The organism is Proteus faecis (genome assembly GCF_003144395.1).
GTDB lineage: Bacteria > Pseudomonadota > Gammaproteobacteria > Enterobacterales > Enterobacteriaceae > Proteus > Proteus faecis.
Genome location: NZ_PENZ01000030.1, coordinates 1 through 26,077, shown reverse-complemented (window position 1 = coordinate 26,077; position 26,077 = coordinate 1). Strand labels below are relative to the sequence as shown.

Annotated in this window: 14 protein-coding genes; 11 read left to right on the top strand and 3 right to left on the bottom strand. The window is 37.6% G+C overall.

The genetic code is table 11. The annotated features are described in order from the left end of the window. Positions 1 to 161: 161 nt before the first annotated feature. Positions 162 to 1,961: a M10 family metallopeptidase C-terminal domain-containing protein gene (locus DK858_RS18440; RefSeq protein WP_109397007.1), complete on the bottom strand. Its 1,800-nt coding sequence runs from the start codon at positions 1,959 to 1,961 to the stop codon at positions 162 to 164. Between the two features lie 533 nt (positions 1,962 to 2,494). On the opposite strand from DK858_RS18440, the gene DK858_RS08305 reads away from it, so the two are divergent. Continuing rightward, positions 2,495 to 3,379 carry a helix-turn-helix domain-containing protein gene (locus DK858_RS08305; protein ID WP_109397006.1) on the top strand — a complete coding sequence of 295 codons (885 nt, stop codon included), beginning with the start codon at positions 2,495 to 2,497 and terminating at the stop codon, positions 3,377 to 3,379. On the opposite strand, the gene DK858_RS08300 is transcribed toward DK858_RS08305, so the two are convergent. After that, entirely contained in the window at positions 3,373 to 4,629 is a 1,257-nt protein-coding gene (locus DK858_RS08300; RefSeq protein WP_109397005.1) for a Zn-dependent hydrolase, read from the bottom strand. The two genes, DK858_RS08305 and DK858_RS08300, sit on opposite strands and share 7 nt — an antisense overlap. Positions 4,630 to 5,425: 796 nt before the next feature. Here DK858_RS08300 and nanA point away from each other — a divergent pair. The 6 genes from nanA (at position 5,426) to DK858_RS08270 (ending at position 11,741) form a co-directional block, all read left to right on the top strand. Next, positions 5,426 to 6,325, top strand: a complete 900-nt coding sequence (gene nanA, locus DK858_RS08295; RefSeq protein WP_109397004.1) for an N-acetylneuraminate lyase — start codon at positions 5,426 to 5,428, stop codon at positions 6,323 to 6,325. A gap of 132 nt (positions 6,326 to 6,457) precedes the next feature. After that, positions 6,458 to 7,930, top strand: a complete 1,473-nt coding sequence (locus tag DK858_RS08290) for an MFS transporter (protein ID WP_162556466.1) — start codon at positions 6,458 to 6,460, stop codon at positions 7,928 to 7,930. A 12-nt stretch (positions 7,931 to 7,942) separates the two neighbouring features. Continuing rightward, complete coding sequence (locus DK858_RS08285) at positions 7,943 to 8,788, top strand: alpha/beta hydrolase (RefSeq protein ID WP_162556468.1); 846 nt, start codon at positions 7,943 to 7,945, stop codon at positions 8,786 to 8,788. A 60-nt stretch (positions 8,789 to 8,848) separates the two neighbouring features. Further along, a complete protein-coding gene (locus DK858_RS08280) occupies positions 8,849 to 9,556 on the top strand; it encodes an oligogalacturonate-specific porin KdgM family protein (protein ID WP_109397001.1) in 708 nt (235 codons plus the stop codon). Positions 9,557 to 9,572: 16 nt separating this feature from the next. After that, positions 9,573 to 10,676, top strand: coding sequence for an N-acetylneuraminate epimerase (locus tag DK858_RS08275; protein WP_109397000.1), 1,104 nt, complete (start codon positions 9,573 to 9,575; stop codon positions 10,674 to 10,676). A gap of 132 nt (positions 10,677 to 10,808) precedes the next feature. Continuing rightward, positions 10,809 to 11,741 carry an alpha/beta hydrolase gene (locus tag DK858_RS08270; protein WP_228407245.1) on the top strand — a complete coding sequence of 311 codons (933 nt, stop codon included), beginning with the start codon at positions 10,809 to 10,811 and terminating at the stop codon, positions 11,739 to 11,741. A 24-nt stretch (positions 11,742 to 11,765) separates the two neighbouring features. Here the strand turns inward: DK858_RS08270 and nanR are convergent, their stop codons facing one another. Continuing rightward, positions 11,766 to 12,467, bottom strand: coding sequence for a transcriptional regulator NanR (gene nanR / locus DK858_RS08265; RefSeq protein WP_109396999.1), 702 nt, complete (start codon positions 12,465 to 12,467; stop codon positions 11,766 to 11,768). Positions 12,468 to 12,571: 104 nt separating this feature from the next. Between nanR and DK858_RS08260 the strand changes: the two genes are divergently transcribed. From DK858_RS08260 to DK858_RS08245, 4 genes are all read left to right on the top strand, one after another. Beyond that, a complete protein-coding gene (locus DK858_RS08260) occupies positions 12,572 to 13,588 on the top strand; it encodes a sialate O-acetylesterase (protein ID WP_109396998.1) in 1,017 nt (338 codons plus the stop codon). Between the two features lie 180 nt (positions 13,589 to 13,768). Continuing rightward, positions 13,769 to 14,656, top strand: coding sequence for a DMT family transporter (locus DK858_RS08255; RefSeq protein ID WP_109396997.1), 888 nt, complete (start codon positions 13,769 to 13,771; stop codon positions 14,654 to 14,656). Between the two features lie 710 nt (positions 14,657 to 15,366). Next, on the top strand, positions 15,367 to 17,013 hold the full coding sequence (locus DK858_RS08250; RefSeq protein ID WP_109397077.1) for a ShlB/FhaC/HecB family hemolysin secretion/activation protein: 1,647 nt from the start codon (positions 15,367 to 15,369) through the stop codon (positions 17,011 to 17,013). A 79-nt stretch (positions 17,014 to 17,092) separates the two neighbouring features. Next, positions 17,093 to 26,077: hemagglutinin repeat-containing protein (locus tag DK858_RS08245; RefSeq protein ID WP_109396996.1), on the top strand; the 8,985-nt coding region annotated here is incomplete at its 3' end.

Sequence of the window (26,077 nt, the reverse complement as noted above, 5' to 3'; positions counted from 1 at the left end):
AATCTAAAGTTACTTTTTCTGTGGCGATTTTTTTTATTGTTATTATTATTTTAAATAAGACTTTCTATTCTTTTATGGAATATTCTTATAACTAAAAGTGTTTAATATATTACTTGATAATTTATTATCAAGTAATATAGGAAGTAATAGCGATATTTTAATTAACAGAATAAATCTTCATGTTCGTATTTTCCGACGAGTTCAATATTTAAATATTTAGGCGTTAATTTATCTGCTGTGTTTATTTTTAACTTTGTAATGTTATTAATATTGTCATAATGAAGATTTCCTTCATCATTATTTAGATAATTTGAATTAACAATATTAATGTTCTTTATAATATTACCATTATCTGTTTTTTCATAAAAAAAGATTTTATCAATACTTGATTCAAAATCAGTAATTAAATTTGAAGAATTATTATCTTTAATATTGAAACTAAAGGTATCATAACCTGTACCACCTGTTAATTTGTTATTACCCATCCCTGCATCTAAATAATCATTGCCTTCTCCCCCATTAAGTACATCATCCCCTTCAGAACTAAGTAAAATATCATTACCTAATCCACCATCAAGAGTATTATTCCCTTCGTGATCCCAAAGATAATCATTTCCTTGCCCACCATATAAGTAATCGTTGCCAGCGGAACCTATCAGAGAATCATTTCCTTGTTCTCCATATAAGTAATCATTGCCTTCTTCTCCATAAAGATAATCATTTCCTTCTCCACCATATAAGATATCATTACCTCTTTTACCGTATAAAGTGTCATCACCAAGTTCACCAAATAGGCTGTTATTAGCATTATTCCCAGATATGATATCTGTTTGACTACCTCCTATTGCGTTTTCAATAACAGTATCATAGGCAATAGATATATTTGCACGTAATCCTCCTACATCAGAAAAACTCCCTTCATTCAGATCTATTTTTTGATTAACGTTATATTTTGAAAAATCTAATGTATCTATGCCACCAGCATCCCAAATACATGTAATAAGTTTATCTTCAGATGTTTTTAATGAATAACAATCTTTTTTTGTATTAGAATTAAAACCATAAATGGTATTACCAATGCGTGTAGCTTTATTCTGTCCATATGTTTCTTGAATAGCGTAAATATCCATTAACTGAAGGGTTAATGGAGTCATGCCTTTAAAATCAGCATCTTTAAATTCAGGATAATTATATGCCATTATTGAGTATTTAGTGGTGTTTTCTGCATGGTTAGTTGTGTTTTTATTAGTAAATGTATGATTTAAACCAAGAGCATGTCCTAATTCATGATTAATTACTCGCTGTATATTAGAGCCTTCTTTAAGTACATTTTCTGTATTATCAATATGAGCCCGAGCATTATTATTTTTTAGTAGAAAATAATAGCTATTGTTTTCATCAACTATATAATCAATATTATTATTTTTAGAATTAAATTGATTTACTCTTATTTTTTGTTCAGGGGTTATTGTTGATTTACTTATGTATTCAATGACATTCATGTCTGAAATATTTATCCAAACTTGTCCACTAAAACTATAATCTTCAACTTTCTCTATTTTATTTTTTATTATTTTATTATTTTTTTCTAAACTGTTTGGTTTATAGGCAAATCCTTTTGTTGTATAGCTTGAGTAACCTCCAAGTTCATTAATATTATTATACAGACCAAATTTAATGTCTGTATCTTGTTCCCCACTTACTTCAATAAATTTAATATTTGCAACATCTTCCCATTGTTGGAGTTTTTCTCTAACTAAATCTTTTCCTTTTTCTGTAAATGTTGTAATTGTTTTATATTTATTACCTCTTAATGCAGACCAGTTAGGAAAGCTATAGGTTATTTCAGTATAACCTTTTTCGATATTATAATTATCCCATTTATTATATTTTTCGTTTATTTTCATTATGTTGTAAATGTAATGAAAATTAGGTGATATATTTTTTGAATACTTATTCATGATTAATACTCCTTTATTTTTTTGAGCGGCGGGTAGTTTATCGATAACCGGCTAAATGCCTTTCAAAAAAGAAATATTTTAAATTATTTTGAAGTTAATTAATCTTGTGAATTAGTGTTAGAGTGAAAGAAGATAAACTTTATTATTATATAATAATGATATTGTATGATTTTTTATTTATGCATTTACATCGTGGGCTCATTTAATGAGCAACTTATATGTGTTTGATTGATCTTTTATGGATTAATAAATGTGAGTTAATGAATAATAAAAAAGTGCTGTTATATCCATTAACAGCACTTTTTGTTTTTTTATTGTTAATTTTTACTACTTTAACCCTGGTGAGGTTACCTGCTAAAAGCAGGTTTATTGATATAGACTAACTTTTTACTGCAAACTACTTTTATTTACCTCATTGTGAGGAAGGTGATTCTTTTTATTTTTGGTTTAATTTAAACTATCTGAACTGACGTCTTATTATTGTGCCGTTACTTTACCCTAGTACTTTGTGCATTTGGGAGCCAATTATAAATATGCCTTACATACCTAGAGAAAAAATAGATTACCAATCCATTGGATATCGCTTGCGTGCTTACCGCATAGCCTCTTCATTAAAAGCTGAAGATGTAGCAGAAAGCTTGGGTATTTCTCGTGCTGCTGTATATCGGTTAGAAAAAGGCGAAATTGTTAAAATTGAAACACTTGATAATCTTGCTAGATTATTAAATACCTCATTAACCAGTTTGTTGGGCATTAATACTGAATATTATTCAAGTGCAAATGGCTTTTTTGAACGAATGCGCCAACTTGAAACTCAATCTTCACATATTTATACCCACTTCGAACCTTTCTCTTACTTATTAACTTCAGATTGTTATGACAAAACATTGGTTGAAATGTTAACAGAGGCATCACCTTTAAACCTTTTGTCTGAGAAACAACAAGAAGTTTTGTCTATTTTAAAAGAGCGTAAGAAACATCAGTCCTTACATTCACCTCATATTTATAACCTTATTAGCCAGCAACAAATTGAGAAATTTCTTTATGTTGGCATGTTAGGTTCGGTTAATTTAACTAAAACACTGCAACAAGAAAGAAAAAAACGGGCAAAAAATGAAATTCTTCATTTAATTGAAAAGTTAGAACAAAAAAATAGTTATCTTAATATTGCAATCATTTCAGACACTATGCCGTCTTTAACTTTCCAATTATTTTATCAAGATAAAGTACCGCTTTCTCTAGCCGTTAGCCCGTTCCGCTTAGGTGAATTCCCTAATGTCAGTACGGGCATTGCCACTGTAACTTCTTCAACTGAGGCGATATTTCAATATCAATCTCTTTTTGATAAGTTATGGTTAAAAGCGACCAAGGGAAATGATGCAATTAACCTTTTAAAACAAATAGTTAGTAATTATTGATTTGCTAATGTGCCTAATGTTTCTGCTAATAAATCTGCAGCGACAGCAATATCACTAAATTCGGTAAATTCATCAGGGTGATGACTAATACCAGCAACTGAAGGTGTAAAGATCATTGCAGTCGGATAAAGTGGCGCTATATTCATTGAGTCATGGCCTGCGCCACTTAGCATTGTCATATAGCTGATATCGTGTTTTTGGCACAAGCTTTCAATAACTTGGCAAATTGAATCATCTAATTTGACTGGCGATTCAGCAGAAATCGGTTGAACATCAATAGCGACACCAAAATCTTTTTCTGCTTTTTCAACACTATTATTTAGGCGCTGTACAACACGTTGAATACTTTCTGTATCAATACCTCGAATATCAACCGAAAATTTTACTTGCCCTGGAATGACATTCATAGAGTTAGGGGTAACATTGAGTTTACCCACTGTACCTACTGTGCCATAGACGGCTTCAGTACATGCTGCACGGTTAATATCAGTAATAATCTCTGCACTTGCTACTAAAGCATCTTGACGTTGATACATTGGTGTTGCACCAGAGTGATCAGCATGGCCATTAACAGTAACTGAAAAACGTGTCGGTGCTGCAATACCATTGACAATACCAATAGTTTTTTTGTCATTCTCGAGGCGTTTACCTTGTTCAATATGAAGCTCAACAAAGGCACTAAAACGATCTTTTGTGATTAAGCAATCATCAAAATTATCATGCTGATAGCCCAAAGATTTTAGCACTTCAAAGAAGTTATTGCCGTCATCATCTCTATTTTGTTCCCAACGTTCTTTATCTATTTTTCCTGTTAATACTTTACTGCCAATACAGGAAAAGCCAAAACGACTAGACTCTTCTGCGCGGAAAACAACTAGTTCAAGGTCACGTTTAAGTTGTTGTGGTTTGTATTGCATTAAGGCATAAAATCCTGCGATAACACCTAATGCTCCATCATAAGCGCCACCTTGAGGAACGGTATCAAGATGAGATCCTGTACCTACCGCGGGTAGTGAACGATCTTGTCCTGGTAATCGTGCATAAAGTGTACCAATACCATCACGATAAACTTCAAGACCCGCTTCTTTCATTAAACTAGCAAGATACAGATGAGCGGCTTCATCTTCTTCGCCATAGGCAATACGAGTGATCCCCTTGCCACTGTTATCTTTTTTATAAATTTGCATTGTCTCGATTAATGCTTTCATATCATCAATCGAATAATGAGTTGCTGTATCTTGTTGAGTCATACGAAAATTCTCCCGTGGTTTCTGTAATATCTCTTTGTCTAAAAAATGAGACAATTTGAGGATTAAAAAAGCCATCTTCAAAGATGGTCACTGTTTTTATAATCATTACTTATTATATTTACTGCTGAAGTTATATTTCGTCAATGATAATTAGGGGGAATTTCATATTCTGTGAGGTAGGTATTAATTAAAGTGAGATATATATCTGGAGTATTTCTTAAATGAATTTAAATTGTATGATAAATGTTATAAAACAGATCGCTTTTATTTTATATATAAAAAAAACTAAATATTTTAAGATTTAAATGAAAATAATAATTAGTACGAATAATGTTTTTTTATTTTATCTTTTTGAGTTTATTATTTTTTTAGATAAATGGATCATTCAAATTTTATGCTAAATGTACCGTGTAATTAAATTTTTTTATTTGTATTAATAATTTTATAAATAGATGGAATGGTTATATCGAGCACTATTTATAAAATTTAGGTATTGGATAGTATTAATCTCTGTCACTTAATTAGTAAATTTACTATTAAGAAAAATATGTTTATCTAGAGCACTAAATTTTCATGTCATTGAGCTAACAATATAGCTTCATACTTAGAACGTTGTTTTCTTTGTTATCAATTGAATTATAAGGATATTTTATTTTTCATGCAAAAATAATTTGAAAAAGATCACATAATATTTTTTTTTATGTGGTTTTTTTAGGCATAGATTGGTGTACTAGGTATACCAATTTTGCCTTGCAAACAAAGAAGCAACTATATACAGATAAATTCGGAGATAAGTATGACATCAGTACTCAATGGCGTTATTTCAGCATTACCAACTCCATTTGATAGTGAACAAAATGTTGATGTGGATAGTCTCAGGCGCCTAGTACGCTTTAATATTGAGCAAAATATGCATGGTTTATATGTAGGTGGTTCTACAGGGGAAGCATTTTTGCAAAATGCTAAAGAAAGAGAAGCTGTTTTTGAGGTTGTTGCAGAAGAAGCAAAAGGAAAATTAGCTTTAATTGCACATGTTGGAGGAATTAGTTCTCGTGAAAGTCAGGAATTAGCAAAAGCAGCTAAAAAATATGGCTTTGATGCTGTCTCTGCGGTGACTCCTTTTTATTATCCATTTTCATTTCAAGAAATCTGTGAGCACTATAAATCTATTATTAATGCTGCTGATGGATTACCTATGGTAGTTTATAACATACCAGTATTAAGTGGTGTTCGATTATCCTTAGAACAAATGAATATGTTGATTGAATTACCAGGTGTATGTGCATTAAAACAAACATCTGGGGATTTATTTCAAATGGAACAAATCAGAAGAGCCCATCCTAGTTTGACCCTATATAATGGTTTCGATGAAATATTTGCATCTGGAATAATTGCGGGTGCGAATGGCGGGATTGGTAGTACTTATAATATTATGGGATGGCGTTATAAGAAAATATATTCTTTATTAATGTCTGGTGATGTATTAGGTGCTCAAAAAATCCAAAGTGATTGTAATAGAGTTATTGATACATTAATTAAAACAGGTGTGCTTGCTGGTATTAAAGTTTTATTAAAATATATGGGGGTAATTAATTATCCTGTATGCAGATCGCCATTCTCTCCTGTTGATGAAAAATATCTTCCTGAATTAAATATCTTGGCTAGAAAATTATTGGAAGAAAAAAATAGCTATTAATCCTTATTATTATGAAGGCTCATTTTATTGTTTTTGTTAAATGGAATGAGCCTACTCTAAAGGTGATTAATAAATAATATTTTGAACTTAATATACTTCCTTATTCATTTATATATTTATATGGGGTCATATATGGAATCTGATATGCAAAAAAAGGTTTGGTATAAACATCTCTCGCCTCGACAATGGAAAATATTTGCAGCAGCATGGACTGGATATTTACTTGATGGCTTTGATTTTGTATTAATTTCTTTGGTTCTTACAGAGGTTCAACATGAGTTTGGACTGACAACAGTTGAAGCTGCCAGTTTAATCTCTGCTGCATTTATATCTAGATGGTTTGGTGGGCTGGTTATAGGGGCGCTTTCTGATAAGTGGGGGCGGAAAATGGCAATGGTTTTAAGTATTGTCCTTTTCTCTCTTGGTACTTTAGCTTGCGGTTTAGCACCTGGCTATACAGTTATGTTTATTGCCCGTATTGTTATTGGGCTTGGAATGGCTGGAGAGTATGGTTCTAGTGTCACATATGTTATTGAAAGTTGGCCAGTCAGGTTAAGAAATAAAGCAAGTGGTTTTTTGATATCGGGGTTTTCAATCGGAGGAGGGCTTGCTGCTCAGGTTTATAGCTTAATTGTTCCTGAATGGGGATGGCGCTCTCTTTTCTTTGTTGGAATTATACCAATTTTCTTTGCATTTTATCTCAGAAAAAATTTACCAGAATCAGATGACTGGAAAAAACGTCAGGCTGAAAATAAACCTATAAGAACAATGATTGATATTTTATACAAAGAAAAAAATAAGTATAAAAACATCTTATTGTCTGGTGTTGCATTTACCTGTCTTTATGTCTGTTTTTCAGGTGTAACTGCAAACGCGTTATTAATTACGATAATGGCATTGTGCTGTGCTGGGGTGTTTATTAGCTTTATCTGCCAGAGTATGGGAAAACGTTGGCCAACAGGTGTCATGCTAATGTTAGTCGTGATGTTTTGCTTCCTTTATGGATGGCCACTACAGGCGTTTCTGCCAACGTGGTTGAAGGTTGATATGCAGTATTCACCTGAAACTGTTGCGTTGATATTTACATTAGCTGGCTTTGGTTCTGCTGTTGGAAGTTGTATTGGCGGATTTATGGGGGATTGGTGGGGAACCCGTAAAGCATATGTGATTTCTCTTCTTATTGGGCAACTTGTCATAATTCCAGTTTTTTTAGTAGATAGGGAATATGTATGGTTACTCGGTCTGCTTATATTCACTCAACAGGTATTTGGTCAGGGTATCGGTGCTCTGGTACCTAAAATTATTAGTGGCTATTTTGAAGTGGAACAACGAGCTGCAAGTTTAGGGTTTATCTATAATGTCGGTTCTTTGGGTGGGGCTTGTGCACCTATATTAGGCGCAATGCTCGCATCACAATTTAGTTTAGGAACCGCAATGTGTTCTCTTGCGTTTATTTTAACATTTGTTGTATTGATTCTTATTGGATTTGATATGCCATCAAGAGTTCAACGCTGGATTAATCCAGAGGTTGCTTTAGAGTTCGATACAGTCGATGGAAAACCTTTTTATGGAGCTAAAAAGAATAAACAAAAAATAGATATATAAAGCAGGTCTATGATGAAAGGAAATATACTGCTTAAATTCAAAGAATATACAATAAAACATTATTTTTTAGAAAAAGATAAATTGTTATCAATTAGCGAGTCAACGGAACATTTCTGTGAAAATGCTATTTTATACAATATTAAAAAACCTATTGTAACAGTTGTTCAGCCATATGTAAGTAATAAACACGGTATTATCATTATTCCAGGTGGAGGATATCGTAGAGTTGTATATGGTATAGAAGGATTATCTGTTGCTAAATGGTTTGCATCAAAAGGATATACATCATTTATTTTATCTTATCGAATGTCCGATTTTAAAATAAATTCTTTTCCTTTTCCTTTTATTGATGCATTTAATTCGTTGCAATTTATAAAACGATGGGAGGAAAAACAAAATATTAAGTTGAATAGTGTAGGAGTCATGGGGTTTTCAGCGGGTGGGCATATAGCAAGTAATTTGGTTATTCAGTGTTATTTAAATAAGGTGGATATAAATATAAAACCAGATTATTTAGCATTGGTTTACCCGGTGATATCTATGCAAAAAGATATTGCACATTTGGGGTGTAAATTCAATCTTATAGGTAATTCATCAAAAGAAAATATATATAGTGCGGAATTAAACATTCCCGAGGAGATGCCTCCAGTTTTTATTATTCACTCAATAGATGATACGGATGTTTCATTTAACCACTCGTATCGATTCTTTATGGAGTTATATAAAAAGAAATTATCTGTTGATTTACACTTATTTGAAAAAGGAGGGCATGGTTTTGGTATTTCTGAATTAAAAAAAACACCTTCTGAAAAATGGAAATATTTATTCTTAGATTGGTTTGAAGCTAAAAAATTTTAAAACAATGCTGTATGAAATATCTCATATGATAAAAATCTTATTTTAAATATAAGGGTAATTATGAAATATAAATCAACGCTATTATTAGCGCTTCTTAGCATTCCTTTTTGTTCGCAGGCTTTAACGCTAAACTTAAGAGGAGGATATCGAAGCGCTAGTCATGCTTATGAATCATTGGTACAAGTTAGTCATGGATGGAGCAATGGTTGGTGGGCGAGTTTTGAATCTACTAGTTGGAATAAAATTCATGACAATAGTAATGAATTGCTTGCTCTGAATTACAGCAAAATAGATTTAAATAAAACATATAAACTTAATGATAAGTGGAGCTTAATCCCAGGGATCCAAACTCAATGGATGTCTGCAGGTAGCCAATACAATCCTTATCTTAAATTATCTTATCAAGTCAATCCTGATATTAATCTCGGTGTTCGTCTTCGTTATGATTGGAAAGCGTTTCGACAAACAGATCTTGATGGAAATTCCTCAAGAAATAATCAATACCAAATTGATGGATATTTCACATACAGGATAAACGATTCGTGGTTATTTGCTTGGCAGACAACAGCATATACAAAAGCGAATAACTTCAGATACGGGAATCATAAAAAAACAGCAACAGAAAATGCATTTGTTGTTCAATATAAATTCTCACCAACTATTACACCATATGTTGAATATGACTATCTTGATAAGCAAGGTGCCTATCTTGGTCGGGATAATTTACACGAAAATAGTTATCGTATTGGTGTTCTTATAAACTTTTAATAAGTAAGGATAATATATGAGAATATTAACTTTGCTATTGGTTTTAATATGTAATGTAAGTGCGTATGCTTCTGTTCTACCTAATCTTCCTGAACCATTGAAGTATGGAGTTGGTGTTGCTGTAAATAATAATATTTATGTTGGGTTAGGAAGTATGGGGCAGAATTGGTATAAGATAGATGCCAATTCAGAAAATAATCAGTGGGTCAAAATTGCATCTTTCCCTGATGTTCCAAGAGAACAGGCAACTGCGATTACTTTAAATAATAAAATTTATATTTTAGGTGGAATTGGTAAAGATAATTCGGGCCTGACAAAAGTACAAGAATATGTTTATGTTTATGATATCAAAAAGGATAAGTGGGAGAAATTATTAACCCGTCCTCCTGTGAGTCTTGCTGGACATATTTCTTTTGCCTATAAAGATCAAATAATATCCTTTGGTGGAGTGAATGCTAATATATTTAATGGATTATTTCATGATATAAATTATGCAAATAATAATACTTCGCTAAAAGATAAAATAAATGAAAATTACTTTAGTAAACCTGAGGAAGATTATTTTTTAAACAAGCAGATTATTTCATTTAGTCCTGATAATAATCTTTGGATGAATTTTGGAATATTACCATTTGCTGGCACGGCAGGTTCTTCTGTTGTGACCGACAATAATCGCATTTTTCTTCTTGCAGGCGAGCGTAAGCCAGGTCTTCGTTCAACATCTGTGTGGGCTGGTAATATAAAAGATAGAACTATTGAGTGGTCAAAACTTCCTTCTGTTGCAGTACCTGATGGTGTATCTGGAGCATATGGTGCTTTTATTAATGGTAATTTAACTCTCGCTGGAGGGGCTTATTTCCCTGGCGCGATTGATAATTATAACAAAGGGTTATACTGGTCTCATAAAGGTTTAATAAAACATTATTCCAAGGATATTTATCAACTGAGAAATGATAAATGGATCAGAGTTGCTTCTTTGCCGGAAGGAATTGCATACGGTGTATCACTTCCGTGGAAAGATGGAATGCTTATTATTGGTGGTGAAAAAGGTAACGGAGAGGCAATATCCGATATATTTTTCTTGAAACAAAATGGTGATGACGTAAAAGTCATTAAATAGAATAATAAATAGCCTATATTATAAAAATATAGGCTTTTATTTTAAATTAAATATAGATGTTTTATTAAACATTAATCACTCTACTGGAATTTAATTTATTAAAACTTTTATTATTATGGTATCGAGGCGTATATGGAAATCATAAATGAAAAACTAAATGAAATGATGGTGGATTTATTTGAAAAATCGACAAGAATAGATTTAATTACATCAAATGTTCTATTTAATGAACCTCTAGGTGAACTTGTTTATCAAGATCCTGAACACAATGGTGAATATTCTCTTGATAGAGTCGTTACAAATATATCTCATCCACAATTAACTATTTTTACTCCAGAACATTCTAATGGATGTGGTATTTTAGTGATACCCGGTGGGGGATATCAGGCAGTTATGTTTGATAAAGAAGGTACTGCATTAGCGCCTTTTTTCTTATCTAAGGGTTACACAATATTTGTTCTGACATATCGATTACCGTCACCTTTATTTTCTGACGATATTAATCGCCCATTTAATGATGCTATTTTGGCAATGATGTATATAAGAAAAAATGCATCTAAATGGAAAATTGAAAAAGATCGCATTGGAATTATGGGGTTTTCTGCTGGAGGTCATGTAGCGGCAATGCTTATTACCCAAGCATATAATGCTGATAGTTGTATTTTATCTAATGAAAAAATTGATATTAACTTAATTATGCCTAACTTTGCCGGATTAATATATCCTGTTATATCAATGAGTGATTCAATCACACATAAAGGCTCAAAAGATAAATTAATTAGTCATGATACTGATGATATTAATATAAAAAATTATAGCGCAGAATGTAATGTTAATTCAAAACTACCACCCGTTTTTCTATTGCATTGTTGCGATGACCCTTTAGTGCCTGTCGAAAATAGCTTATTAATGTTCGACTCCCTTATAAAATATAATGTACCAACAGAGATGCATATTTATGAGAAGGGGGGCCATGGTTTTGGTATTCAATGGACTTCTGATTTACCAGTAAAAAGATGGCCTGAACTATTTATAAATTGGATTGAGTCAAAAATAATATATTGAGTATAAGGCATTAATATTATTGGATCATAATTTGATACGATGTTTTAAATGATTTTCCATCAATAATTCTGCTTTTTCTGCATCGTGATTGGCTATAGCTTGAAAGATTTCAATGTGTTGAGTATGTGTTTTTTTATTATTCTCATAGGTCATTTTATTTTTTTCAAGAGGCTTAGCCGAGATAAGCCATTCCGATAGTGCAGAGTGAAGTGTTTTGAGGATCTTATTTTGTGGAATATCGGCTAATATTTTATGAAATTCAATATCATATTGTGCATAGGCATCAGGTGTTCTTAATGAATTATGATGAATGTCTAGTATTTTCTCTAGTTTTTCTAAATCTTTTTCGGTTGCATGTTTAGCTGCATATCTGACTAGATGAGTTTCAAAAAATATGCGTAGTCTTTCAAAGTCACTAACACCTTCTGAGGTAGAGAGAAAATCGGTAACTATGCCAGATAAACTGTTGATAATCATTTCCGCAGAAGGTCGACATACACTGGCTTTTTCACCCTTATTATATTTTATAAGACCTTTGTGCCTTAATACAGATAATGCTTCTCTGATTGATGGTCGACCAACGCCAAAGAAATCCATAAGTTCACGTTCGGAAGGAAGATATTCTCCTTCTTTGATCTCATCACGTCGGATCATACTTTCTAACTCATCAGCAACAATTTCAGATAACTTTTTTGTTACCAGTGGTTTTCTTTTAGTGGTCAACATCTGTTACTCCGTATTTTTACGCCCAAAAATAGTAAAGAGAATGGTGACACATTATAAGAAAACATTAAAGATTATACAAAATAATGAAGTGAGGATATAAGAGTATGTATAGCTCTGATTTAGAAGGAAAAAACAATGGGGGCGCTAAAGTTGAATTCTGGTATGTGCTACCTCTGGCAGGACAATCTAATGGTATGGCTTATGGGGAGGGGCTTCCACTCCCGCAAACGCTTGACTGCCCGAATCCAAGAATTAAACAATTGGCTAGAAGAAGTACAATCACTCCTGGAGGAAAACCCTGCCAGTATAATGAAATTATTCCTGCCGATCATTGTCTTCATGATGTGCAAGATATGAGCTTATTTCATCATCCTAAAGCTAACTTAACAAATGGTGAATATGGTTGTGTCGGTCAGGGATTGCATATAGCTAAAAAAATTCTTCCATATATACCTGACAACGCAGGTATTTTGCTTGTTCCTTGTTGTAGGGGCGGAGCCGCTTTTACTATTGGTTTGAACGGTTCTTTTAATTTAGCTACAGGAGCCAGTCCTGATTCATTACGTTGGGGGATTGATACACCTTTATATTTTGATTTATTAACTAGAGTAAAATTTGCTCTTGATTACAATCCATTAAATAAGTTAATAGCGGTTTGCTGGATGCAAGGCGAATTTGATTTAGCATCGGAGCATTATTATGAACAACCTAAATTATTTAATGCTATGGTGGAAAGATTTAGAAATGATTTGAGTGATTATTCAGCTCAATGTATTGATAATAATATTGATAAAGTACCTTGGCTATGTGGTGATACTACATGGTATTGGAAAGAGAAATATAAAAAAGAGTATGACTTTGTATATGGTAATTATCGCTGTCATGAAGATAAAGAAATTTATTTTTTACAATTTCAAGAAAATAATGAAAGAGGTTTAACTAATGAACCTTCCGAAGATCCTGATGGAACATATAAAGGTTATTTAGGTTCTTCATGGAGAGATAAAAGTAATTGGACCACGGACTTAAGAAATTCCCATTTTAATTCACAGGCACGTAGAGGGATTGTTTCTACATCTTTTTCTAATTTTATAGCAAAAAGATTATTATTAGTTAATTAATATATTGATAGCATGGGAGGGGAGGGGGGATTAAAAAATGGAAACTTCATTTGATATAATTATTAGTTGGCTGTGATTTTTTAGTTTTTTGGCAAATAAAAGATTAATTGAGAGCGCTTGCTTTTCTGTGCACAGCGTGCCTGCGACTTTATTTTATTAATACAGGATAAAGGAGGAAGGATGAACAATCAAAACTATTTTTTAGTCCGTTGTATGTATGTAATTCTGATGGGACTAGGTTTTCCTATCATGAGATATATGAGCCTAAACTTTGATACATTAAATAATAATGCGGTCAGATTTATCTCTGGGGGAGTTCTTTTTTGTATTTTTTGTTTATTAAAGTACAAAAACCACTTAAAAAAGATAAATATTAAAACAGCGCTACTACTTTTTGTTCTTTCCATATTTATGACATGCAATATGTTCTTTTTCATTAATGGGATAAAGAATACATCAGCCTTATCAGGGAGTGTTTTTAGTATATTGGCAATGCCACTAGGTATTCTCGTTGCCAGTTTGTTTTTTATTGATGAACGAGAAAGAGCATTTAACTATAAATTTATAACAGGTGCATTAATTGCAATATTAGGATCGTTTCTTTTTATTTTTAATGACCACTCTTTAAGTTCTAGCTCATTTAATTATATAGGATTTATCTTTTTAACCATCGCTATTTGTATTCAATCGATACAAAATGTCATTGTTAAAATAGTAGCGCAATACCTTCCCGCAATTGTAATTAGTGCGTCAACAGCAACTATTTCAGGATTGATGTTTTTATTATTAGCTATAAAAACAGGTGTTATCTCTGAATTATCAGTAACATCTAAAGATCTATTAATATTATTAGTTCTTGCTGGTATATATGGAATGTTCACAGGTATGCTTATGGCATTTTATATTGTAAAAACACAGGGGGTAACTATTTTCAATGTTACACAATTATTAATCCCCGTATCAACAGGAGTTTTTGGATACTTCACTTTAGGGGAAAAAGTTGATGTTATTCAGGCAATAGGCGCGGTGATTATCATTGCTGGATGTGTTTTTGCAACAAAGCGATAGTCAGGTATTTATGTATAATGTTGGAATTATTGAAATAGTAAAACATAATTCATCTTCTGATTTTAATATTTGCTTTGAAATAGATATCGCATGTGAAAAAGGAAGGGGTATTATAACTAATGGGGGAAACACATGTGAATTTTATAAATTCAAATACAGTAATGGTTTGAGCGGTAGTTAATATAAAACACAAATCAGTCTCATTATATAATGAATGTTATACGAATGAGAATTCTGGTAAAAATAGGTCATTTGATATCATTATTCCTTATTTGATTAACCATCAAAAGTCGTTCGATTTTTGTTTTCAGCATCCTCAATCGAAACTTTCTTTTAATAAGCAGTTTTTTTACTGATTTAGACTTGCATGTATCCAGTTTTTTATCTGTTTTTCTTCATTTTCATATCAATTTACACAGAAAAAATTTGTGCGCAAAAAAATGATACAGATTAATACTCTTATTTGGTGTTATATCTTAGATCTTTACTTTGAATTAGTTTATTAATTCGATCTTTTATTCTGAAATTTGATCTAAAGCACGTTTGGTTAAGTTTAATTTTATTAATGTAATGAAGTGTAAATTTAAGGTCAGTTTTTGACAGTGAGAATGCTTGTCAACGGATAAATTTTCGGTTGGTTTATGACAAACAAACTTTTTAAGTATAAAAAGCAGTATCAGTGGTGGTTGTTAGGTGGATGTTTTGTTGCGATGCCGTTGTTAGCCGAGCCATTAAATCAACCGGAGCAACACGCATTATCTGTTGATGCCAGAGAACAGCAACGCCAGCAGGAAAGAGAGCGCTTATTACAGAAACAAAACATGCCCGCTGTGGACATGCATATCCAGCAGCCAGATTTATCACTACCGGATTACCCGCAAAATGAACACCCTTGCTTTACTATTTCTTCCATTCAACTTGTAGGTGAGGAAGCTGAGAATTTTCATTGGGCATTGAATGCTGTTAACGAGGCTAAAGGCCGATGCCTTGGTAGCCAGGGAGTTCTGCTGGTTCTTAATAAGGTACAAAATGCCATTTTAGAAAAAGGTTATGTGACCACTCGCGTAATGGCACAAGAGCAGGATTTAACCCGGGGGGAGTTGGTTCTCACGCTTCAGCCAGGACGAATTAATGCCATTCGTTTTAATGACGGCACTTCATGGCGTGGACGTTTGTGGAATGCTATCCCTGCCTCGTCCGGTAATATTTTGAATTTGCGTGATATTGAACAAGGGCTGGAAAACTTTAAACGCGTACCTAATGTAACAGCGGATATTCGTATTGAGCCCGGTCCGATTGATGGTACCAGTGACTTAGTGGTCAGCTGGCAGGAAAAACGTCCTGTACGGCTTAGTTTAGGTCTTGATGACAGTGGTTCAAAAAGTACCGGGCGCTATTTAGGTTCTACTACTTTAGCCATAGATGCGCCATTTGCTCAAAATGATATGTTTTATGCCAATATTAGCAAAGACTTATTTGATAAAGGCCCTTTTGGTAACCGCTCTTACACCCTGAACTATTTTATCCCTGTAGGCAATTGGGGCTTTAACGTTAATTACAATAAATATAATTATCACCAAAATATTCCTAATGCGAACGAAGTGCTACGTTATAGTGGCAAGAGCGATACCGCACAACTTACGGTGTCACGGTTACTGTTTCGCAATCAAATTCATAAAACCACCCTTAACTTACGCACCTACCGAAAAACAGCCAGTAATGCAGTTAATGACATTGATATTGAGCAGCAACGCCGACGTACCGCGGGATGGGAAGTGGGTGTTAACCAGCGTAGCTTTTTAGGCAACGCGACGCTTGATGCCAATGTTAACTGGCGTCGCGGAACAGGTGCCTATGGCGCACGCCGTGCACCAGAAGAAGACACTCACAGCGGCAGTGCTCGCGTGGGTATTTTCCTTGGCGATATCAGTTTCAATCAACCATTCACATTAGGTGAACAACCCTGGCGCTGGAATACCGCACTACGAGGACAATGGACTCAACATGCTTTAACCCCTCAGGAACGCATGTCTATCGGTGGTCGCTATACCGTTCGTGGTTTTGACGGTGAGCAAGTGCTGTCGGGTGAAAAAGGTCTGTTATGGCGCAACGAACTGGTTTGGAATGTTTTTGCTAAAGGACAAGAGCTGTATTTAGCCGCTGATTACGGGCGTGTTGAAGGCCAAAGTACTCAATACCTTGTGGGGCGTCAACTCGCGGGTACCGCATTGGGGCTTCGTGGCTCAATTTCATCGTGTTTAAGCTACGACCTGTTTGTCGGCGTGCCGTTATATAAGCCGAAAAAATTCGATACATCAGGGGCGACGGCTGGTTTTAGCCTCAACCTTGAAATTTAATCGCATTTTATTGATTTGATAGCCAGTAGACATTTTCAGTTTTACCCATGTTTGTACTGTTTCTTGAAGGAATTCCATTATGAATAAGCATTGTTATCGTTTAATTTTCAGTCGCACTCATGGGGAATTACGTGTCGTATCGGAACTAGCTAAAAGCTGTAGCACTGACTCAGGCCAAACGCGAGGCGCAAATGGCTGTCGCTTGTGGGTCACTTTGCGCCGTACTTCGTTGCTGCTGTGGCTGGCCTTGTGGGGAAGCTCTGCCATGGCGGGCAACATTATTGCCGATAATAATGCACTTCCAAACCAGCGCCCTGAGGTGATCAATACGCAAAATGGTATTCCACAAGTCAATATTGTAGCACCGAATGATTCGGGAATTTCCCATAACCAATATAAACAATTTGATGTCGATAATCGTGGTGCTGTGCTCAATAACTCCGCGGTGATGACTTCAACACAAATTGCAGGCGTGATCCAGGGTAATCCGAACCTTGATCCAAACAAAGCGCCTGCTCGTATCATTCTCAATGAAGTTAACAGCAATAACCCGAGCCAGATCAAAGGTTTTCTTGAAGTCGCCGGTGGTAAAGCACAAGTGATTGTTGCTAACCCCTCGGGAATTATTTGTAATGGTTGTGGCACCATCAACGCAGGTCGCATGACCCTCACTACTGGTAAACCCCAATTTAATCCGGATGGCAGTCTTGCCGGATATCAGGTTGAGCGCGGAATTATTCGCGTTGAAGGTGGAGGACTGAATGCTGACAGTCGTCACGATACTCAATATGTTGACCTGCTTGCCCGTGCAGTTGAAATTAACTCAGGCGTGTGGGCAAAAGAAAAAATCGCCGTTGTTGCGGGTAAAAACAAAGTTGATACGCAAAATAAAGCCACTCGGATAGAGAGCCAAACCGCGCAACCTAAATTTGCCATCGACATGGGGCAAATGGGGGGCATGTACAGCGGTTATATCCAAATGGTGGGTACCGAAAAAGGCGTGGGCGTGCGTAACCAAGGCGGGCACATCCAATCGGATAAGACATTGACAGTTAATAGCAACGGTAAGCTAATTTGGGGAAGCGAATCACAACAAGCCACCACCCAAGCAGGCAGTGATATTACTTTGATAGCCAAAGACACCATTGGGCACCAAGGTAAATTGCACAGTGGCGGTACCTTAAACCTTGAAAGCCAAACAGGCTCGGTGAGCAACACGGGCACGCTGGCTGCTCTGCAAGATGTTAAAATCAATGCGAAAGGCGATATTCTCAGTCAGGGTAACCTGCTCGCAGGCAGTGATAATAAAAGCAACATTATCAATAATGCTGATATTGCTCTAAACAGTGATGGTACAATTGGTACCCGAGGTGCTCTATTAAGTAAAAAAAATGTTACCGCGACAGGTCAATCTCTGGATTTAAGCCAGACACAAATCGCCGCCTCTGCTTTGGCACTCACCGCCAAACAAGGGGACATTGCCCTCATCCAAGACAAGATTGATGCTAATCACGTCAAATTCCACAGTGCACGAGATATTCACGCCGGACAAGTGCAAGTCAAAGCAGAACAGTGGCAGGTCAATGCAAATAACCTGTTTAATCAGAAAGGTGCGTGGGTACAAACTGGGGCAAACGAGAGTCAATTTGCGCTTTCAGGGCAGCTGAATAACCAGGGTGGTGTGATTGAAGCCAATCGCCTCAAATTCAGTGCTGATTCACTGAACAATCAAGCTGGCCGATTAGTTGCGTTAAGCAATACTCAGCAAGATTGGCTGGTCAAAAATACTCTTACTAACCCACAAGGCGAAATCGGGGCAAATGGGAACTTAACCCTTACCGCAAACGCAATTGATAACCAATCAGGCACGATTAAAAGCCAAACCCACTTAAGCTTAGAAGCTAAACAACAGATTGATAATACTACCGGTAACCTTGTCGCAGGAAATTCAGTCGATTTGCAGGCAGACAAATTACTGAATAATCAATCTGGTATCATTAATAGCCAGAAAGTTACCGTCAATACTGGCAATCTCAATAATTCGCTGGGTAGACTGATTAGCCAAACCACTCTTGATGTTGTCGCTCGCCAGCGGGTGAATAACACCGGCGGGTTTATAGGGGCGGGGGATAAATTAACTTTAACAGCGCAAGATGTGGTTAATAACCAACAAGGTACAATGCAAAGTGACATTCAGCTTATTGTTGGGGCGCAACGTGTTGATAACCAAAGTGGCAACATATTGTCCGGTAAGCAACTTGTTCTTAATACGGTCACCGATCTTGATAACCAAAATGGCGCACTTTCCGGCAAAGATATTGTACTGACTGCTGACAATATTAAAAATCAGCAAGGACAGATTGTTGGTGAAAACACTGTTGATATCAAAGTAAAAAATGCTTTAGATAACACGAAAGGAAAAGTGATTGCCAATGAGATTCTAACCACGTCTGTCGGACAGCAACTCTCCAACCAAGCGGGTTTATTGCAAGGTGGTAAGCAAACAGCTATCACCACCAACACACTGGATAATCGTGATGGGCAAGTGCTATCTGGCCAAAAACTCGATATTGCAACCACGACACAAATTGATAATGCTAAAGGCGAAGTCAGCAGTCAAAACGTTAATATCCATACCGCCCAACTGGATAACCAAACCGGTAAAGTGATTGCAACCCAAAATCTCAACCTCATCAGTCAAGGTGATGTGAATAATCAGTCTGGCTTATTAGAAGCGGGCAATCAATTAACCCTCGATACTCAAAGGGATATTGCTAACCTGCAAGGTACGATTCAGGCAGGACAACAGGCGAACCTCAGTACACAAAGCATCGATAACACTCAGGGCCAGTTGTTATCAGGTAGCCAGCTCACCTTAAACACACAAAATGATCTTAAGAACAGCCAAGGTAAAGTCAGTGCCGGTAACGCATTGCAATGGAAAGGTCACTCTTTCAATAATAACGCAGGTTTGTTGCAAAGTGGTGGCACCTTAGCCTTGACGGGAGAACAACTGAGTAATCAGCAAGAAGGTCAGATACTCAGCCAGAATGCGCTGTTATTCACTCTCAATGGTGATTTTAATAACCAAACCGGTATTTTTACCAGCCAAGGTGATACCGTCATTAATGCAAACCTCATTAATAATGTGAAAGGGGTACTTAATGCCCTTGGGCGTTTAACGGTTCGGGTAGTACAACAGCTCGATAACCGCGATGGGCGTATCTTCAGCCAGCAGGCACAAACATTACAAGCACAAAATATTTTCAACCAGCAGGGGTGGATAGGTAGTTTGGACTGTTGGAAAGCCACTGCTCAGATGTTTAATAACCAAAATGGTGAAATCCAAAGCCAAAAAGAGATTGAACTCACAGCAAACACACTGGGAAACCTACAAGGTAAATTACAAGCAGGTGCCTCTGCTTCGCTCTTGATTGCTAACGAAATCAATAATACTGAAGGTAAAATCAGTGCGGGGCAAAACCTCGTTGCCACAGGGCAATCCGTCAGAAACCGGCAAGGGCAATTGCTCTCGGGTGGCACATTACAGCTCAGTGTATCGAATGCCGATAACTCACAAAGTGGTTTACTATATAGTCAAAAACAGTTGTTGTTATCCATTGAAAATGCGTTCAATAACACTCTGGGCAAACTGCAAAGTGGCGAAAATCTCATATTAACCAGTAAAGTATTAGACAATACCTCCGGCAAAATCGAAAGCCAGCAAACGTTGAGCCTTACTGGTACAGAACGAATTGATAATGCCTCGGGAGTGATCCGCAGTAATCAAAATCAACAACTGGAAACAAAAACATTTAACAACCGTGAAGGTACTGTCAGCAGCCTCGATCAACTTGTCCTGAACGCAACACAACTCGATAACAGTCAGGGAACTGTCATTAGTCAGCAGGCGGGCTCTTACAATATCGCACAGATCAATAACACGCAGGGAAAAATTCATGGTGGCGATACCCTAACGCTAACCACTTCTGATATCCAAAACCAACAAGGACAACTGGTTTCCACTAAGGCGCTGAAACTGATTGCGCTCACGCTGGATAACCGACATAACGGTATTCTAAGCAGTCAGGGTAGCCTCAGGGCGTTGTTGAATACCTTAGATAATCGCGAAAACGGGTTGGTTCACGGCAGTAAAGAAACTACGCTGACCATCAAAAATATCGAAAACACGACAGGTCGACTGCAAAGTAACGAAAGCCTGACATTTTCGGGGGTGAATACTCTCAATAATCAATCCGGTCAGGTTTTAGCTAATGGGAATATTGCAATCAACACCGATGAGGCTTCCACTTCTGCGAAGCTTGTTCTTTTGAATCAACAAGGTACTTTACAAAGTGGTTCGGCACTCGCCATCAACACTCAGTCCATTAACAATCAGAACGGAACAATCCAAAGCCAGAGAGCACTTTCGTTGACTGCTGCACAGGACTATATGCACCGCGCAGGCGATACCCTCACCAGTAATCAATCGGTCACGCTGAATATTGCGGGTGCGCTGACCAACCTCACTGACTGGTTATTACCGGGGGATTTCACCTTTTCGGGACTGAACTTCATTAACCAAGGCTCGCTGGTCAGTAAAAACCTCGTAGTCACTACGGGTCAGTTGAATAACCTTAATCGGTTAGAAGCCGATAAGATGACGCTTAATGTAGATACCCTGAACAATAGCGCCACTTTAATGGGAGATGATATCCGTGTTAAAGCTAACACTCTGGATAATCAGGGAAAAATGGCGGTTATTGCTGCAGCAAAACACATTGACCTGCATACAGAAAACACGCTCACTAACCGTGATCAGGCGCTGATTTATAGTGGTGATACTCTCACACTCACCAGTGATAATTTAATTGAAAATAATGCCAGCTTTATTGAGGCCGATGGTGCTGTTTCCATTACTGCACGGTTACTCAATAATTTGCGTAAAGGACTGGAAATTCAACGTGATGTAGAAAAAAGTGATTACCGGTGGCATCGTTATAGTTATAACTGGCGCTCTTACGGATCTGGTGTGAATACCGATAAAACGACTATTGACCCGACAACTCAGAAACTGACATTTAAAAACGATATCGCGGCAACCACAAATCCTTATGGTACGTTATTAAATATTGATGCGAGCAATAAACGCGCGCAGGTACGTGTAAAAAATAAGGATGGTCAGTTAACGGATGTTTGGGTCAATTATCTGGCATTAACGCCTGACAGTGATGGCGGTTATACCATGACATTCTATGAAACCCGGGGCTGGCGTCAGAATACCCCTCCTACGCCTTATCACAATACCGTGTGGCGTGAGCATGACATCGGGTTTATTGAACAATGGGATCCTGCATTACATCTTGATCTTGCTGATATTCCATATGTAACAGATTATAACAACTTACGCGAGCGTTCAGTCGAAGGAACTATCAGTCGCGATAAACTTATTTCGGAAGGAACGGGAGCTCGTATTCTTTCTGGTGGGAATATGGTGCTGACTATTACTGGGTCCTTACTTAATGATGCCAGTACGATCACTTCTGCCGGTGATCTCCATAAGAGGGGAAATGGACGGTTTGAGAATAAAGGTTATTCAGTGAATGAGCATCGCCGGGAGCATATTGTAGATCACTATGACAGAGATACCCGGCATTGGTATCCGACTTTTGAACACGATGAAACGATAGCGCTGAAAACCATCGACGGTATTATTTCAGGTAACGGAAATGTTGTTATTAATGGTCAGTCAATTACCAATACAACAGTAAATTCCGCTCAAATCGGTGAAATTGAAGCAGCATTAAATGCGGTAAAAGCTGAGCGTGCTGAGTTTGCACGTAATCCGCTGGCTTTTCATATTGAAGGTACTGGTAAACCGATATTGAATGCGGATTTTTCTGCGAGCGATAAATCGGATTTAACGTATTCTGAGGCTATATCGCCCTCTGGGCGTCCTTTACTACCTTCAGAACTGGCACTTACAAAGAAACAGCATATCAGTAATGTTGCCACCTTTATTCCTGATAATGGTTTATTTCGTCAGAATTTAACGCCGGATAGTCCATATTTGGTGGTGACTGATAAACGGTTTACTGACAGGGATAAATTTATCAGCAGTGACTATCTACTGGCTCGTGTGGGTTACTCTCCGGCAGATGTTCATAAACGTTTAGGCGATGGTTTTTATGAGCAACGTCTGGTGCGCGAGCAAGTATTAAAACTCACCGGTCGCGCATCTCTGCGTGAAGAAGATGCGATGGCCCAGTATCAATATCTGATGAATAACGGGATTAAAGTCGCGGAAGACTTTCGCTTACGTCCTGGGGTTGAATTAACCCCAGCCCAAATTGCAGCTCTACAGCAGGATATTGTCTGGTTAGTCAGTGAAACGGTTGAAACAGCGAACGGACCTCAGACTGTTTGGGTTCCAAAGGTTTACCTAGCCAACACAACATTGCGTCTGCTGAGTAGTGGCGCGGTGATCAGCGGTAAAAATCTGCAACTTTCAGCTGAAAGTGTCAATAACGCAGGGCAACTCCTCGCTGACAAAGGGCTGGAAGTTAATGCAGAACAGTTCTTACATCATGGGGGGGATATCGGTGCAGAACGCATTAATATTCAGGCGGACAGCATTACGCTGAGCACCAATCTACAGGATGCATTACGCCAGGCTTCTTTAAGTGCAACGGACATCAGTCTCAATGGACATGATATTCAGTTGCAGGGCGCTAAACTTGCGGCATTAAACGATATCAGTGTTACTGCCCGCGATAATTTATCTATTACGTCTGCAAGAAGCACACATTCTGGAGATATCCGTGTTATTTCGGGGGCGATGGGTAACCGTACCCGTGACGGGCTTGAAAAAGCGGGTGAACATCGTCTTGCACATATCAGTGGTGAATGGCAGCGATCACAAGGCAGTGAACTGAATGCTGGTGGTAACCTTACCCTGAAAGCAGGGCAGAATATTACGCTTCAGGGAAGTCAGGCAAAAGCCGGTGGGCAACTCGCTGCGGATGCGGGGCATAATCTCAATATTCTGTCTGATACGACGACCACAAAAACGCATCTTGAAGCAGGTAGCAGAACATCTTCTGTCAGCAATATCCGGGAGGAAGAACGTTTATTACTCAGTACATTAAGCGGAGATAAAGGTGTTTCCCTAAATGCAGGTAATGATTTCCTCGCAGAAGGTGCTCAGGTTGACAGCCGTGAAGGAAACGTCGCTGTCAGTGCGAAAGAGGTGAGTATTACTGCTGCTACACAGGATATCTCCGCACAGGATTATGAGAAAACTCGTTTCAGTCGGAAGAGCAATGGCTCACGAATTGATGAAACCTCATCACACACTGTTACCGGTAGTACGTTCAGCGGGCAGAAGGGTGTTGATATCACGGCGCGTGCTGACGATATTACCGTGACAGGCAGTGCTATTCACAGTGAAAAAGGCGCCGTCAATCTTAATGCTCAGAATAATGTGGTGCTGAACACAGCGACCGAAGAAACCCAATCCTATCTGGAAACACACCGCAGCAAAAAAGGCTTTTTAAGCTCCCGCAGTGAGCATACTATCCAAAACGATGAAACCACACGTGAAAGAGAGAGTCTCCTGAGCGGAGAAAAAGTGACTGTTAATGCAGGTAATAACTTAACTGTAACAGGGTCTTCCGTGGTTGCTGAACAGGATGTCACGTTAAATGCGGGTAATAATGTGGATATCACGGCGGCCACTGAAACGGACTCGCATTACTTTCTGGAAGAGAAGAAGAAAAGCGGTCTGTTTAGTGGCGGTGGGCTCGGATTTACTTTCGGTAAACAATCCACCCGTCATGAAGTGGATGAGAAAGGCACCACACAAAGTCAGAGTGTTAGCACTATTGGTAGCACACAAGGTGATGTCAATATCACCGCGGGGAATAAACTGCATGTGGGTGGTGCTGACCTGATTGCCCAGAAAGACTTAAACCTCACCGGTGACAGCGTCCAAATAGATCCAGGTTATGATGAGCGTACCCGTACTGAAACCTTTGAAACCAAACAAAGTGGCCTGACGCTGGCGTTATCAGGCACGGTTGGCGGTGCTCTCAACACTGCGGTGAGTACCGCTCAGCAGGCGAGAAAAGAAAGTGATGGTCGATTAAGTGCTCTGCAAAATACCAAAGCGGTCTTATCCGGTGTACAGGCTCAGCAAGCCTATGAACTGGATGGTCTTAAAACCGAGGCCGCCAATGACTACAATACTGCAAATAATCTCAAACCGAGCAATGACGGCTACCAAAAAGGCGAGACCAATACAGTTGGCGTCAGCGTGTCTTACGGTAGCCAGTCATCGAAAAGTGAAACCTATACTAATAGCCGTCAGTCCCAAGGCAGCACGTTAAACGCGGGTCAGAACCTGTCGATTACCGCAATGGGTAAAAATAAAGACAGCAACCCAGACAGCGGCAATATCACGGTCGCCGGCAGTGAACTCAAAGCCGGAAAAGACTTATCACTGTCTGCCACACAAGATATCAATCTGGTTTCCGCGCAAAATACCGAACAGACCACCGGTAAAAACAGCAGTCAGGGTAGTAACGTGGGTATCGGTATTGGCGTCGGTTCAGGAGGGTATGGCATTACCGTTTCTGCGGGGGTTAATGTTGGTAAGGGGCATGAAAAAGGCAATGGCCATACCCACACCGAAACCACGCTGGATGCCGGCCATAAACTCACCTTAAACAGCGGACAGGACACCACCCTCAAAGGCGCACAGGTCAGCGGTGAGCAAGTCACCGTCAATGTCGGTCGCGACCTCACCTTACAAAGTGAGCAAGACAGTGACCGCTATGATGCCAAACAGCAAGAAGTCAGCGTCGGTGGTGGCTACACGATAGGTGGCACACCAAACATCAACATCAGTGCAAGCAAAGACAAGATACACAGCAACTACGACAGTGTGAAAGAACAAACCGGTATTTTTGCCGGCAAAGGTGGCTTTGATGTCAGCGTCAAAGAGCACACTCAACTTGATGGTGCGGTGATGGCTTCCACTGCGGACAAAGATAAAAACCGTCTT

Bases quoted from the DNA above. Each gene is read 5' to 3' on its own strand.
- DK858_RS18440 (WP_109397007.1), bottom strand. From the start codon at position 1,961: ATGAATAAGTATTCAAAAAATATATCACCTAATTTTCATTACATTTAC.
- DK858_RS08305 (WP_109397006.1), top strand. From the start codon at position 2,495: ATGCCTTACATACCTAGAGAAAAAATAGATTACCAATCCATTGGATAT.
- DK858_RS08300 (WP_109397005.1), bottom strand. From the start codon at position 4,629: ATGACTCAACAAGATACAGCAACTCATTATTCGATTGATGATATGAAA.
- nanA (WP_109397004.1), top strand. From the start codon at position 5,426: ATGACATCAGTACTCAATGGCGTTATTTCAGCATTACCAACTCCATTT.
- DK858_RS08290 (WP_162556466.1), top strand. From the start codon at position 6,458: ATGGAATCTGATATGCAAAAAAAGGTTTGGTATAAACATCTCTCGCCT.
- DK858_RS08285 (WP_162556468.1), top strand. From the start codon at position 7,943: ATGAAAGGAAATATACTGCTTAAATTCAAAGAATATACAATAAAACAT.
- DK858_RS08280 (WP_109397001.1), top strand. From the start codon at position 8,849: ATGAAATATAAATCAACGCTATTATTAGCGCTTCTTAGCATTCCTTTT.
- DK858_RS08275 (WP_109397000.1), top strand. From the start codon at position 9,573: ATGAGAATATTAACTTTGCTATTGGTTTTAATATGTAATGTAAGTGCG.
- DK858_RS08270 (WP_228407245.1), top strand. From the start codon at position 10,809: ATGGAAATCATAAATGAAAAACTAAATGAAATGATGGTGGATTTATTT.
- nanR (WP_109396999.1), bottom strand. From the start codon at position 12,467: ATGTTGACCACTAAAAGAAAACCACTGGTAACAAAAAAGTTATCTGAA.
- DK858_RS08260 (WP_109396998.1), top strand. From the start codon at position 12,572: ATGTATAGCTCTGATTTAGAAGGAAAAAACAATGGGGGCGCTAAAGTT.
- DK858_RS08255 (WP_109396997.1), top strand. From the start codon at position 13,769: ATGAACAATCAAAACTATTTTTTAGTCCGTTGTATGTATGTAATTCTG.
- DK858_RS08250 (WP_109397077.1), top strand. From the start codon at position 15,367: ATGCCGTTGTTAGCCGAGCCATTAAATCAACCGGAGCAACACGCATTA.